15 protein-coding genes are annotated in these 13,906 nt (G+C 51.2%); 4 read left to right on the top strand and 11 right to left on the bottom strand.

All coding sequences use genetic code 11. The features are described from left to right. Positions 1–176 (bottom strand): helix-turn-helix domain-containing protein (locus EKM91_RS13810; protein WP_164508452.1); only part of this gene is annotated, 176 nt, incomplete at its 3' end. 233 nt (positions 177–409) lie between these two features. Then, positions 410–1,072, bottom strand: coding sequence for a histidine phosphatase family protein (locus EKM91_RS04570; protein ID WP_125750424.1), 663 nt, complete (start codon positions 1,070–1,072; stop codon positions 410–412). Between the two features lie 106 nt (positions 1,073–1,178). Between EKM91_RS04570 and EKM91_RS04565 the strand changes: the two genes are divergently transcribed. Beyond that, a complete protein-coding gene (locus EKM91_RS04565) occupies positions 1,179–2,357 on the top strand; it encodes an iron-containing alcohol dehydrogenase (RefSeq protein ID WP_125750420.1) in 1,179 nt (392 codons plus the stop codon). 66 nt (positions 2,358–2,423) lie between these two features. Here EKM91_RS04565 and EKM91_RS04560 read toward each other — a convergent pair whose 3' ends face one another. From EKM91_RS04560 to EKM91_RS04525, 8 genes are all read right to left on the bottom strand, one after another. Next, the gene (locus EKM91_RS04560) at positions 2,424–3,167 is read right to left on the bottom strand and encodes a CPBP family intramembrane glutamic endopeptidase (RefSeq protein WP_125750417.1); all 744 of its coding nucleotides are present in this window, start codon (positions 3,165–3,167) and stop codon (positions 2,424–2,426) included. A 200-nt stretch (positions 3,168–3,367) separates the two neighbouring features. Then, entirely contained in the window at positions 3,368–4,498 is a 1,131-nt protein-coding gene (gene mnmA, locus EKM91_RS04555; protein WP_125750414.1) for a tRNA 2-thiouridine(34) synthase MnmA, read from the bottom strand. 142 nt (positions 4,499–4,640) lie between these two features. Continuing rightward, a complete protein-coding gene (locus EKM91_RS04550; protein WP_125750411.1) occupies positions 4,641–4,982 on the bottom strand; it encodes a DUF1831 domain-containing protein in 342 nt (113 codons plus the stop codon). 43 nt (positions 4,983–5,025) lie between these two features. After that, positions 5,026–6,183 (bottom strand): cysteine desulfurase family protein, encoded by a 1,158-nt coding sequence (locus tag EKM91_RS04545; protein WP_125750408.1) that lies wholly within the window; start codon positions 6,181–6,183, stop codon positions 5,026–5,028. A gap of 160 nt (positions 6,184–6,343) precedes the next feature. Then, positions 6,344–7,528 (bottom strand): RNA-guided endonuclease InsQ/TnpB family protein, encoded by a 1,185-nt coding sequence (locus tag EKM91_RS04540; RefSeq protein ID WP_125750405.1) that lies wholly within the window; start codon positions 7,526–7,528, stop codon positions 6,344–6,346. 229 nt (positions 7,529–7,757) lie between these two features. Beyond that, complete coding sequence (locus tag EKM91_RS04535; RefSeq protein ID WP_191987983.1) at positions 7,758–8,453, bottom strand: 5'-methylthioadenosine/adenosylhomocysteine nucleosidase; 696 nt, start codon at positions 8,451–8,453, stop codon at positions 7,758–7,760. 77 nt (positions 8,454–8,530) lie between these two features. Then, positions 8,531–8,794 (bottom strand): hypothetical protein, encoded by a 264-nt coding sequence (locus EKM91_RS04530; protein ID WP_125750398.1) that lies wholly within the window; start codon positions 8,792–8,794, stop codon positions 8,531–8,533. Continuing rightward, positions 8,787–9,329: an NUDIX domain-containing protein gene (locus tag EKM91_RS04525; protein WP_125750395.1), complete on the bottom strand. Its 543-nt coding sequence runs from the start codon at positions 9,327–9,329 to the stop codon at positions 8,787–8,789. The genes EKM91_RS04530 and EKM91_RS04525 overlap by 8 nt, the downstream gene beginning before the upstream one ends. A gap of 156 nt (positions 9,330–9,485) precedes the next feature. Here EKM91_RS04525 and EKM91_RS04520 point away from each other — a divergent pair, with 156 nt between their 5' ends. Beyond that, the gene (locus tag EKM91_RS04520; RefSeq protein ID WP_225419447.1) at positions 9,486–10,196 is read left to right on the top strand and encodes a 5-bromo-4-chloroindolyl phosphate hydrolysis family protein; all 711 of its coding nucleotides are present in this window, start codon (positions 9,486–9,488) and stop codon (positions 10,194–10,196) included. Beyond that, positions 10,193–11,380: a toxic anion resistance protein gene (locus EKM91_RS04515; RefSeq protein WP_125750392.1), complete on the top strand. Its 1,188-nt coding sequence runs from the start codon at positions 10,193–10,195 to the stop codon at positions 11,378–11,380. The genes EKM91_RS04520 and EKM91_RS04515 overlap by 4 nt, the downstream gene beginning before the upstream one ends. Before the next feature lie 41 nt (positions 11,381–11,421). On the opposite strand, the gene EKM91_RS04510 is transcribed toward EKM91_RS04515, so the two are convergent. Further along, complete coding sequence (locus tag EKM91_RS04510; protein ID WP_379895805.1) at positions 11,422–12,870, bottom strand: MFS transporter; 1,449 nt, start codon at positions 12,868–12,870, stop codon at positions 11,422–11,424. Positions 12,871–13,011: 141 nt separating this feature from the next. Here EKM91_RS04510 and EKM91_RS04505 point away from each other — a divergent pair, with 141 nt between their 5' ends. After that, a complete protein-coding gene (locus EKM91_RS04505; protein WP_164508451.1) occupies positions 13,012–13,869 on the top strand; it encodes a substrate-binding domain-containing protein in 858 nt (285 codons plus the stop codon). Positions 13,870–13,906: the final 37 nt, after the last annotated feature.

The following is a 13,906-nucleotide window of genomic DNA, read 5'->3' as shown; positions in this document are numbered from 1 at the left end:
ACTTGACGTTCGTTCGGTCGCACCGTCTTATCTGCCAAAACGACTGACGCGTCATACAGCTCATTCCACGTGGCAAGGGCTTGATTGTAACAATAGCGGCGATAATCGCATGCTTGCTCCAATACGCGGCGCATCGTCGCGTTCGGGTAGCACCGGATCTTGTGCGTTCTCAACATGGTTTCACCTCCAATTTGCTTATGGATATCATAGCAAATTAAGATAAGGAGACCCTGTCGAGACATGATGAAAACCATCATCATCTGTCCATGCATCAGTCAGCGATTTTTCACGAGTTTATCATTTCGCAGCACTTGGTCATTCTGCCTTCCACTTAATTACCGCAGAACGACTAATTGCCACAAATTAACCCATTATTCTACATTATTGATTACTGTTAATAACCTCCTTTTTAAATCGTGTCAGTCGGGTCGAGCTTTTTGGTCAAAAACTCGGTATCATTCCATTTGATCAGCTTAAACGGTAAGTGCGGTCCATGGGCTTCTAAGATCGTCACACTGCTGTTGGTCAACCCGCCATCTTTGCGCAGATCTTTGACCGCAGTGCCTAACAGGCTTTGGATCAAGGCCACTAATGCGGCGCCATGACTCACAAATAAGAGATTGGCCTGGCCGGTATGATCTTGTTGCACGGCGTCTAACACCACCGGCTGCATCCGCTTGATCAATTCTGGAAAGCTTTCTCCGCCGATCGCAGTTGGGTCGTAATCGCCTGGTGCGGTGCGAAAATCATGCAGCTCTTGGGGATATTTCTTGGCGACTTCACTAAACTGCATGCCTTCCATTTTACCCAGATTAAACTCCCGCATCCCGACAGTAGTGCTGGTGGGAATATTTTGGTCCAAGTCTTGCAACAAGGTTTTGGCCGTGGTTTGGGCGCGCGGCAGCGGGCTGACATAACAATGAGCAAAATGGACCGGGCGCAAAAAGCCAGCCAATTGGTGGATCTGCGCATAGCTTTCAGGCAGTAATGGGGAGTCCCCATTCGCCCCTTGATAGCGTCCTTGTAAGTTCCATTCTGTTTTTCCATGCCGCACAAAATATAATCGAGTCACCGTGACGTCCTCCTTGAATGTTACCTTTTATTATCGCGATTTTGCCGGCTTAATTCAACCGGCCAAGCGCTATAATATAGGTAAACTGAAAAACGGAGGCGTTTTCATGGAAGACTTCATTTATCATAATCCCACCGAGATCCGCTTTGGCGATCATCTCGATAACGAGTTGACAGATACCCTCGCCCAATTTGGGCACCGCGTCTTGTTGGTCTATGGCGGACATTCGATCAAACATAATGGGCTTTATCACCGCGTGCTTGACTTGCTGGCCGATTTTGAGGTCCAAGAACTCGGCGGCGTGGCCCCTAATCCGAAAATCGACTCGGTCCGGGCGGGTCAAAAATTGGCCCAAAATGTCGACGTGGTCTTGGCGGTTGGCGGCGGGTCAGTGGTCGATTGTGCCAAAGTGATCGCCATGGCTGCCCATTATCCCGATGATCCTTGGCAGTTGGTGGTGGATCGAGACTTAGCTGCCAAGCAATCCATGTTGCCTGTCGTCGACATCTTAACACTAGCCGCCACCGGCAGCGAGATGAACATCAATGCGGTGATCTCAGATCCCAGTCAACACCTCAAAGTTGGTGCCCGTTGTCCCCATGGGCCGAATGTCTCGTTTCTTGACCCAGCGTTGACCACTACGGTGCCGGCCAGCCAAACTGCCGCCGGATCGATGGATATTTTTAGCCATCTGTGTGAGCAATATTTTGATCGCGCTTGGCCTAACGATGCCTCGCAAGGCATGATCGAAGGCTTGATGCGCACCGTGATCACTTGGGCACCAGTGGCGATCGCAGCCCCTGACAATCTAAACGCCCGCAGCAATCTGATGTGGACGGCGACCGCCGCTTTAAATGGCATGGTCGGCGCTGGTACCGTTAACCATTGGAGCTGCCACGCGATGGAACATCAGCTTTCTGCGGTGTACGATGTCACCCATGGCGTAGGTTTGGGCATTCTCACCCCGCGGTGGATGCAATACGTCTTGGATCATGATACCAGTACGGCGGCCTTGTTTGCGCGCTTTGGCCACCGCGTTTGGGATCTCCCCACCACGGGACCGCTCGTAAAACAAGCTCAAGCGGCGATCGCGGCCACTGCCACTTGGATCGCTGCGCTGGGATTTGGGATGACTTTGCCGGCAATCGGGATCCCAGACACCACTCACTTTACCGAAATGGCTCAAGTTGCCGCTGCCAATGGCCTTGATCACGCCTACTACCCTTTAGACGCCAATGCCGTTGTGAAGATCTATCAAGCTTGCATGACGCCAGGCTTGCATTGAGCGCATGCCCAAAATTTAAGACAATAAAATACCTCCCCAGCTGGGAGGTATTTTTAGCGGTTTGACTTAATCTGCAGCCAGTTTCGTCAACAACCGCCAAGACTGCCGACCACGTTGCAAAACCAAGGCTGACGCAATGAGATACAGCACACACCAAAACACAGACCCCGACACTAAGCTGCTGGTCGTACCAGTGGGCATGCCGCTGCTGCCATGGATGGCCACCGCCGCAAAATCCAGGGTCGCGTGAAACGCGATCGGTGCCCATAATGTGCCGCTGCGCAAATATAAAGCCGCCAATAAAACGCCCAAGCCAAACACTTGCACCATTTGGATACCTGTCAAAAATGCGCTTTGATGCGTCAGATTGATCAGATGCATCGCCGCAAACAATCCTGCAGAAGCGCCCAACGCCCTGCGCGGATGGCGCGGCCAACGAAAGAGCAATTGGCCAAACAAGACCCCGCGACAAAACAATTCTTCTGGCAAGGCGGCACAAGCGCCGATCACGATGCCACTGATCACCCTGAAAATACCGTGCGCTTGCAGCGTGGCCCCACCGATCAACAGCCACAAGATCAACACCCACCCAAAGGTGCCGATTGCCAGGGGCGCCCAAAAAAGACGCTGCTTGAGCAGCCATGCATTCAAGCCGATGACCACTAAGATCGTCAAGAGTTTATAGCTGATCAACGTCGGCAAAGCGGCTAAAGGCAGCGCTTGGGCCAGCCCAGCAGCGGCAAACTCGCCTAACGCCAACTCTAAACCAAACCCTAATAGCACTCGCCAACCCCATTTTAGTTGTGTCATTGCCTGCTCCTTTTAACATTCAAAAAAAGGGATCATGACAACCGTCACATAGTCGCGTTCCATCAAGCAACGCCAAGTCACACAAACGGCTCTGCACCGCGATTTAAAGTCCAATCGTGGCGCAAAGCCGCTTGCGTTATTGGTTAAAACCGCTTGATGTCGCAGCCACCCATTTTTTGAAAAGCCGACCGTGCTCTTGATTAAACGTATTGCAGCACTTTGGCGTCGTTATACGCCGCTTCGATCGTGCCGCCACCGTAACACTCATTCCCATTGTATAACACAACAGCTTGGCCTGGGGTGATTGCACGCACTGGCTCATCAAAAACGATTTTGGCGGCATCGCCATTCATCTTGACGGTCACGCCAACATCTTTTTGGCGATAACGGAACTTCGCGGTGCAGTGAAATTCAGCTGCAGGCGCTTGGCCAGTAAAGAAATTCATCCCCGAAGCATCCAAACTAGTCGCCATCAAATGCGGATTATTGAAGCCTTGCCCAACATACAATACATTCTTCGCCAGGTCTTTGCCGACAACAAACCATGGCTCGGAGTTCTCCGAGTTGCCGCCGATCCCTAAACCAGAGCGCTGGCCAATGGTGTAGTACATCAAGCCGTCATGATGGCCCATCACTGTCCCATCAGTCGTCATCATCTGCCCTGGTTGTGCTGGTAAGTAGGTGGACAAGAACTGCTTGAAGTTGCGCTCGCCGATGAAGCAGATCCCAGTCGAATCCTTCTTGGCAGCCGTTGCTAAGCCATACTCTGCGGCGATCGCGCGCACTTGCGGCTTTTGCAAATGCCCGATCGGAAACATGGCCTTCTTCAATTGGTCTTGTGACAACTGGCTCAAGAAATAAGTCTGATCCTTGTTGCCATCCGCTCCCCGCAACATGTGGACGATCCCATTTTCATCGGTCGTGGTTTGGGCATAATGCCCCATGGCGATATAATCAGCATCCAGTTCTTCGGCATAATCTAAAAATGCCTTGAACTTCACTTCTTTGTTGCACATCACATCAGGATTTGGGGTGCGCCCGGCTTTGTACTCTTTAAGGAAGTATTGGAAAACGCGATCCCAGTACTCTTTTTCAAAATTGATCGAGTAATACGGGATCCCGATCTCGCTGGCGACTTTGGCGACATCTTCATAATCTTCTGTCGCGGTACAGACCCCATATTCATCGGTGTCGTCCCAATTCTTCATAAAGACGCCCACGACATCATAGCCTTGTTGCTTCAGCAACAAGGCAGTGACGCTCGAATCGACGCCTCCTGACATCCCGACGACAACTCGTGTGTTGCTGTTGTCCATTTGTTTCACCATCATTTCATCAGATTCTGGAGTTCTCTGATTTGAAGGTCATGAATTCCAGTAACTTTCATTATACCAATCTCCGTTGCCGTTGCAACACTCGCAAAAAGTAAGCGGACGCAACTAAATTCGCTGCGTCCGCTTACTTGAAACCGTTCTAAACTGCGGCTAAAACTTGCCGCTCGATCAACTCTGCAATGATGTAGTTGTATTGCACGACATTATCCGCATTTTGCGGGTTTTTGAAGATGTTGAGCGCCTTTAAGCCATTACCAGTGGTGACATCCATTTGGAATGCCGATAGATCGGCTTTGAAGGTCACCTTGAGCTTGTTAGCGGCAGTGAATGGTGAATTTGGATCTAATGACCGTTCCAATTGGAAATTGCCATTTTTGGTTTTGATGAAGCCTAGATCCATCAAAGTATACCGCTTGACTTGCGGGCTGACTTGATACGTTTTTGGATCGCCTAGTGCCGACCCGGTTTTTGCGAGTGCCATATGATCCCCTCCACAGTGATTTAACCCTATTTTACCATGAAAATCACTTACTATGGGCATGTAAGCGCTGGGCGATCTTCACCAATGCTTGCGCAAACGCCGCGACATCATCGGCAGTGGTAAACGCACCAAAACTGATGCGGATGGACTCGCTAATGCGCGGGCTGGCTTGACCAAACATCGCGATCAGCACATGCGATGGTTCCAGCGACCCGGCGGTACAAGCAGAGCCGCCGGACACGGCAAACCCATCCAGATCAAGGTTGGTTTGCAGTGCATACGTCGATAACCCAGCCAGCCACAAATTGAAAACGTGATTCAAATTATCGGCTTGCACGCTGCCATTGACGGCATAATCAACGCCTGCGTCAGCCAACGCGGTCATAATCTGGTGTTTGAAGCCAAGATAGTCGCTTTGGTGCTGGGCCTTGACGGCTGGGGTCAACAATGAAACGGCCTTGGCAAAACCCACGATCCCGGCAATATTTTCGGTGCCGGCGCGGCGCTTTTTTTCTTGTTCGCCGCCGCGCAAAAATGGCTTGAGCATCAGCTGGTTGCGCCGGTACAAAAACCCCACGCCTTTGGGACCGTTGATTTTATGTGCAGAAGTCGACAAGAGATCCACATGCAATGCCTGCACATCAATATCCAATAACCCATATGCTTGCGTGGCGTCGGTATGAAAAATCGCCTGATGCTGGCTTAGCCGCTCACCAATGGCTTGGATCGGCATCCGGCTGCCAACTTCATTGTTGCCCATCATGATCGACACTAAAATAGTCTCGTCATCTAAAGCCGCATCAAAATCGGCGAGACTGATCTCGCCTTTTTCATCAACTGGCAGATAAGTGACGTCAAAACCTTCTTTTTCCAGCTGCTTAAGCGGCTGTAACACACTGGGGTGTTCGATCGCGGTGGTAATAATGTGCTTGCCTCGCGCCGCAAATTCATGGGCAACTTGGTTGATCGCCGTGTTGTTGCTTTCAGTCGCGCCGCTGGTAAAGATGATCTCGTCAGGCTGGGCGTTGATCGATTGGGCGATCACTTGCCGGCTCGCGTCTAATTGCATATGCGCTTGCCGCCCAAACCAATGCGTCGAGCTGGCATTGCCAAAATCTGCCTGCATCTGCTGCGTCATCGCCGCGATCACTGCTGGGGCCATCGGGGTGGTAGCGGCATTATCTAAATATACGTGTTGCATGCTATGCTGCTATATAAAATGTGGAAGAATGTCTAATGACACTAGTAAAGGATTATATTTTTCCTTTCATAGTTGTACATTCATTATTTTATTTGGTCCCGTTAACACCAGTATGCTTACGTCGGTAGTCACCTTGCAACATTGACTGGCTCTTGAACCTTTAGGGCATAGCCTGCCCTTGAGCGTATTGAATCAAATTCTGTACGGCATTCTCGTCACGCTCAAGTTGAGCACCACAGCCGTAACAATGAAACTCGTGATGTTCCGTGCCGTGAAGGACATTACCGGCTAAGGTCAGTTTATCGTCACCGGTTTTCACTAACCCACAACGACTGCATCGCTGTGTGCTAGGGTAGAACCGATCAACTATAATCAGCTGGCGGCCATACCATTGCGCCTTGTCCTTCATCAGCACTTTGAAACGTCCAAACAACGAGCGATGTAAATTCTTCGCCAGTCGCTGGTTCATCTTCATGTGCTTAACGTCCAAGTCCTCGATGGCAAGCATGCCGTTGGTTTTCACCAACATCGTCGTAAATTTCTGCAAGAGGTCGTTTTGAATCCGTGTCACTTTCTGATAGGTCCGCTGCAACTTGGTTTTCGTTGCGCAGTAGTTGTTAGAACGAAAGTGCTTAGGATTCGCTAGACGTTTGCGAGCGAGCCGCCGCTGGTACAAGGACACGCGGTGATACAAACTGACTAATTGCTCGGTCAATACGCGGACTGAAGCCATTGCCTCACCATCGTTATAGACGAATTTGCCAATGTTGGCATCAACGCCACATATTTGCTGGCTTGCCGGTAACGGCTCAGGCTGACTGACATCGATGCTTAGGCAAACATAATAGCCATCAGCTTCTTTGACGATAGCAGCGAGTTTAATAGTCCCTTGCCAACGCGGCGTTTCGGCCAATCGGATATCATACCAACGGTCAAGATAGCCCTGCGGTTTATCCAACCGCAACTTACCATTAACGATGGTTGCTCTGTCAGTCTTGAAGCTGCAGCGACTACGCTTTTTCGACTTGAACCGCGGCTTGCGATGTTCTGGCATTTCCGGGTTAAAGAAATTTGCCCAAGCCTGGGCTAAATCATGCACTGCTAATTGCAAGATCCGCGCTGAACGACTGTATTGCCAGTCTGCTTTGTTGTTTACTAACTCATTGCGGACTTGACGTTCGTTCGGTCGCACCGTCTTATCTGCCAAAACGACTGACGCGTCATACAGCTCATTCCACGTGGCAAGGGCTTGATTGTAACAATAGCGGCGATAATCGCATGCTTGAGCCAATACGCGGCGCATCGTCGCGTTCGGGTAGCACCGGATCTTGTGCGTTCTCAACATGTTTTCACCTCCAACTTGCTTATGGATATCATAACAAATTAAGATAAGGAGGCCCTGTCAAGACATGATGAAAACCGTCATCATCTGTCCATGCATCAGTCAGCGATTTTTCACGAGTTTATCATTTCGCAGCACTTGGTCATTCTGCCTTCCACTTGATTACCGCAGAACGACTAATTACTACAAATTAACACAGTATTCTACGTTATTGATTACTGTTAATAACCTCCTATTTCAAACCGTGAATGTACGCCAATAACATCTGGGCACTGCGTTTACCGGCATCGATGATAAATTCATCAAACGATTGGCCGGCGTTTTCGTCACCGACATCACTCATCGCCCGGATCACGACAAATGGCGTCTTAAATTGCGTGGCCACTTGACCGATCGCGGCACCTTCCATTTCTGCAGCTAAAGCCTTGGGGTAAATCGACAGGATCCGTTCAGTAGCGGCTTGGCTGGCGATAAATTGATCACCGCTGACGATCAAGCCTACTTGCGTTTGTAAATTGACCGCTTGCGCCGCTGCCGCAATTTGTTCAACAAGCGTTGGATCCGCCACAAATTCTTGCGGCTGCTGCGGTAATTGCCCTAATGCATACCCAAAAGCCGTCGCATCCGCATCGTGATACGCCACGGCACTGGATAACACGACATCGCCGATATGCAAGCCTTGCCCGATCCCACCAGCAGAACCAGTATTGATCACCACGTCTGGTTGAAATTTCTCCAACAAGATCGCTGCTGTCATGCCCATTTGGACTTTGCCGATCCCAGATTCGACTAAGATCACTGCGGTGCCGTCAATGGTGCCTTGATAATAAGTTTGGTTGGCCACCACGGTTTCATGTTGATTCTTAAGCTGCCCCACCAAAGTCCGCAACTCTTCTTCCATCGCACAGATCACGCCGATCGTCATCACATGTCACTCCTCAAAAAAAATTTCGTGCCTTAAGCACAGTCATTATCTAGTGTACCCTTACATATCGTAAGTCGCAATCATACCAAGAATAAAACTAATGCGACAATGATCAACAAGCCGATGACGATCCCAATGGCCCAGTTGAGCTTTTTCTTCAAGCTGTTGACCTTTTTATAGGTCACGTCATCAAACCGGCCGATCGGCGCTTTGGACTTTTTTTGCTTGCGGGCATACTCCCGCTCAACGGTTTGCCGCTTTTGATCGCGCGCTTTGTTTTGATCTTGTTGCTGGCGCCTTGCTTCGCGATACGCTTTGCGCGTCGTGGGTTGTTTATCAGCCATGCGCTGCCTCCATCAATTGCCAATGCAAGATGCCAATCATAGTTTTGGCATCACAAATCGTCCCTGCCGCTTGAGCGGCCAAAGCTTCCGGCAGCGTCAGCCACACTTTTGCCACCGCCTCGTCGGCATCTAAAGGCCGCTTGTGGTCTAACGGCGCCAAGTTGGTGGCAATAAATAATTGACAACGCGCATCGCTGAACCCTGCCGCCTGATAAAAACTGGTCAATGGCCGCCAGGTTTGCGCTGCCAAGCCGGCTTCTTCATTCAACTCGCGCTTGGCAGTGACCAATCCGGCTTCGCCAGGTTCGATCCGCCCAGCGATCAACTCTAAGGTCGCTTGTTGTAATGGGGCTCGCCATTGACGCACAAACAATGCCCGGTTTTTTTGGCGTGCCAACACCCCGGCGGAACCGCTGGTATGCACCACTTCTCTTTGCGCGGTTTGGCCAGTTGGCAACGCCACCGTTTGCTTGGCCAAGGTCACGACCCGGCCAGCAAAAAGGGTCTCTTCTGCTAGTAATCGCTCTTCACACACGCCGCTCACGTCCTTTCATGCCTCCCCATCATACCAACCTCACCGAGCCATGCAAAGGACTTAAGGATTTCTTTGAGAATCTCCACCCCAAGGCGGATATTGGGGTGCCACTTATATGGTAAACTGATGGCATACACCAAATAGGAAGTGAATTAGGTGAAAAAAACTCCAAAACGTATCCGTTGGTGGCGCATCGGCGTTTGGGCGTTAGCCGGGTTGGCGCTTGGCATGGCCACGCATCAGCTGGGCATCGCGATTTTCGTCGGGATCGTGTTCGCGTTTGCGCGCTTTATCGGCGAGCTGTCACGCCCTAAGCCTGCCCAAGACACCACGACGCCGCCATTAACGTCTAAAATGGCCATGCACTATCAAGCATCTGGCTTGGATGACAGTGAAATTTCATTGTTTCGCGAAACGATGGATGAAGTCGCTGATCAGATCCAGTCTTTTGAAGACATTACCAACCGGGTCCCGCAATTGAAGCGCATCGCCTTGAACACCGACATTGTCGACGTTTTGCACGCTTATTTTAAAGCGATCGTCGAAAATCCAAAGCAAATGGGAGCCGCCGGACATTTCATCTATGAACAACTCCCTAACTTAGTCCGCATCGCCAACAAGTATGAAGCCATTAGCCATCACGAAGTCAAAACTGCAGATACCTATGCGGTGTTGACCACTGCGGCTAACACGACCGCCGATTTAGCTAATGCGATCCGCGATGACTATGCCCATTTTGTGGAAACTGATATCGATGATCTTGAAGCGGATATCAACTTAGCTAAAAAACAACTCCCAGAATCGACCGTTGCCCCTGGGCAGCACGTGGATCTATCTGGGTTGAAGGAAAAGGAGCACGTCCAATGAGTGAACAACCTACCGAGCAAAACACCCCTGATCAGGCTTTGGTCAACGATCTTCTCGCCAACCCTTTTGATGCCAGTACCGCTTCCGTACCAAAAGCGGCAGATAGCGTCCAGGCAGCGCCGGCATCCGGCTTGACCCCGGAACAAACCGCGCAAGCCCAGCAACTCGCCGATCAAATCGACGTGAAAAGCCAAGATGCCGTCATGAGCTATGGTGCCAATGCCCAAAAGCAGTTGGGGCAATTTTCCCAAACCATGCTCAACAAAGTCCAAAGCCAAGATACTGGCGCAGTCGGCGATGCTTTGACCAGCTTAATGGCCCGCTTGAATGAAGCCAACCCCGACGAATTGCGGGCTGAAGACAGTAACATTTTCAAGAAACTCTTTGGTAAAGTCCGCCGCTCGATTTTTGAGATCACTGCCAAATATCAAAAAATCGGCGCCCAAATCGATGGCATCGCGGCGCGCTTGGAAAAAGAACAGCAAGGCTTGTTGACTGACAATAAGATGCTGGAAGAACTTTACGGTCAAAACAAGGCTTATTTTGACGCGTTGAATATCTATATCGCCGCGGCAAAGTTGAAGCTGCAAGAACTGGACACCACCATGATCCCTGAAGCAATGGCTAAAGCCCAAGCATCCGGTGATCAAATGCAGGTCCAAGAAGTCAACGACTTGAAACAATTCCAAGCCCGCTTAGAAAAGCGCGCTTATGACCTGCAATTAGCGCGCCAGATCACCTTGCAACAAGCCCCACAGATCCGCTTGATCCAAAACACCAACCAAGCCTTAGCCGAAAAGATCCAAGCGTCTGTTAATACTGCGATCCCGTTGTGGAAAAATCAAGTGGCGATCGCCTTGACCTTGTTGCGGCAAAAAGAAGCGGTCACCGCGCAGCGACAAGTGTCTGAAACCACCAACGATCTCTTGAAGAAGAATTCTGAGATGCTCAAGATCTCTGCGGTGGAAACCGCCAAGGAAAACGAGCGCGGCGTAGTCGATATCGAAACGCTGACCCAAACGCAAAACGATCTCGTCGAAACCTTGCAGCAAACCTTACAGATCCAACAAGAAGGCCGCACCAAGCGCCAAGCCGCCGAACAAGAGCTTTCCAATATGGAAAACGAATTGAAAAATCATTTGTTGGACTACACCAAAGGCAACATGGGCAAAGGCCAAGTCTAACCCCTGCTTTATAAGTGCCAAAGTGACGCTGTTTGCGCAGCTCACTTTGGCACTTTTTGTGTCCCGGAGCGGTTTTGTCCCACCAGCCGATAGCCGCTTATCCCTAATGCCACTAGGCACAATCCGCTGGCCACCACAAAAGCGCCATGCATCCCGACAATAAACCAGCCATTATGCCCCAGCGGATAAGTAGTCATCGGTTGGTGGGCCAGCTGGCTCATCGTCGCAAATAAAGTCGTCGTCGCCGCACTGATGCCCACGACCATCCCGAAGTTGCGCGCCAAGGCGTTTAACCCCCCGGCGATTCCTAAGTCGCTGGCGGCCACAGCGGACATGATCATCGTATTGTTCGGCGACTGAAAAATGCCATTGCCCAACCCGTTGATGGCGATCACCAAAGCCAGTCCCCACATCGGCGTGGCTTGTTGCCAAAGCACATACCCGATTTGGGCGATCAAAATCAGACTCAACCCGACCACTGTCAGTAAATACGGCCCGATCTTATCTGCTAATGCCCCAGCCATCGGGGCGATCACCACTTGCACAACAGGAAATACCATCAGCAAGTTTCCGGCCACTGTCGGTGCAAACCCACGCGCATTTTCCAAATAAAACGGGGTGATCACCACCGAAAAGAAATTGACGACAAAGATCAAAAAGCCGCTCAACAAGCTAAGCGTAAATTCACCATTGGCAAACAGCCGCAAAGGCACCAATGGCTGGAGGCGGTGGCGTTCAATCGTGCCAAACCCCCAAAAGCCCACTATCCCGACACCAAACAGTGCTAAGATCTGCGGTTGCAAAAAGCCTTGCTCTTGGCCAAAAGCCACGCCTAAAAATAAGGGCACGATCATCAGCACATAACTGCCAAAACCAGCCCAATCAATGTCCTGCTTAGGTGCCACCAGCTCTTTGGGCAATACCGCATGCCCGACGATCATGGTCGCGATCCCAATCGGCACATTGATCCAAAAAATATACCCCCAAGGCAGCACCCCTAAGATCAAGCCGCCGATCCCAGGGCCGGCGATCGAGCCGACCGCCACAAAAGAACCGATCAGCCCTAACGCCTGCCCGCGTTCTTGGGGCGGAAAAATCGCGGTGATGATCCCATTATTATTGGCCATCGTCATGGCTGCGCCAATCGCTTGAATGAATCGCGCACACAACAATAACGCCAAGCTGTGATTAAACCCGGCCAAAAATGACCCTAACACGAATAACCCTGTACCAAAGCGAAACACGCGGATCTTGCCGACAAGATCGCCTAGCCGCCCCATCAGCAGCAACAGCGCGCAAATCACGATCAAATACAGCAACACGACCCATTCCGCTTGATTCATGGGGATGTGTAAGGCCTTGGCCATCACTGGCAAGGCAATGTTGACGATCGAGCCGTCTAATGTGGACATGATCGTAAACATCCCCACCGCCAAAAGGATCCACCAGCGATGCTTTTGAACCGTTGGATCGCTACTATAATCGCTCACAACCAGGTCCTCACTTTCTGACATATGGCATCACGTTACCAAAAAATCACCAAAATTACGGCTTGCTTACTGGACCGTTACACAAAATCCCCAGAGACTTTACACTTGCTTGGTATGCTAAAGGCGTTAAGGAGGCGCGATATGTCGAAAAAAAAGTTATGGACCACAGGATTGATCGCCGGGTTTGTGGGGTTGGGGTTGGCGCTGAGTCGCTTGACTTTCGCTGCCCCGCCGCCGCGCATCACGATTGCCGGCTCAACGGCGATGCAGCCTTTGCTCAAAGCAGCCGCCAAAGCCGACCCCCACTTGGCAGTCTCTTTACATGGCCAAAGCAGTACCTCAGGCTTGCGGCAAGTCGCCGCTCAAAAAGTCACGCTGGCAGCCAGTGATGTTTTCGCTCAGCAAGTCAATGGCGTGCCGGCCAACAAGCTGGTCGATCACCCCATCGCCGTGGTCGGGATCGCGGTGATCACCAGCGGCGACACCGGCGTCACGAACGTGACTACCGCGCAATTGCAAGGACTTTTTAGCGGCCAGTTGACCAATTGGCGCCAAGTCGGCGGGCATGATCTGCCCGTAACGCTGATCAATCGCACGCGTGCTTCTGGGACCCGTACCGCGTTTGACCAGCTGGTGTTAGGGCCTAAAGCCCCACTGGCAGGCATTACGGTGTCTTCTGCGGCAGCACTCCGCCAACAAGTGCGCCAAACCCCTGGTGCGATCGGCTATGTCGCGTTTTCTGCCCGACAAAAAAGCGATCGACAGCTGACGCTTAACGGCCAAGCCCCGACTGCCAAAAATGTGACCAGCAATCAATGGCCGCTATGGACCTACGAACACCTGTATAGTTTAGGCGCGCCCAACGCCGCAACGGTTGCCTTGATCCAATCATTGCAATCTGCCAACCAACAAGCGGCGCTTTCATCATTGGGTTATGTGCCGCTGGCGCAAATGCAAGTGGCGCGCACCGCTGATGGGCAAATCGAAGATACACATTGAGTATAAAAAAAGTTGGCGCAAGCGCCAACTTTTTTGC

Source organism: Lacticaseibacillus baoqingensis (assembly GCF_003946165.1).
Taxonomy (GTDB): Bacteria; Bacillota; Bacilli; order Lactobacillales; family Lactobacillaceae; genus Lacticaseibacillus; species Lacticaseibacillus baoqingensis.
Note: the sequence above shows the minus strand (reverse complement) of the source record. Positions and strands in the feature narration are given on the sequence as shown.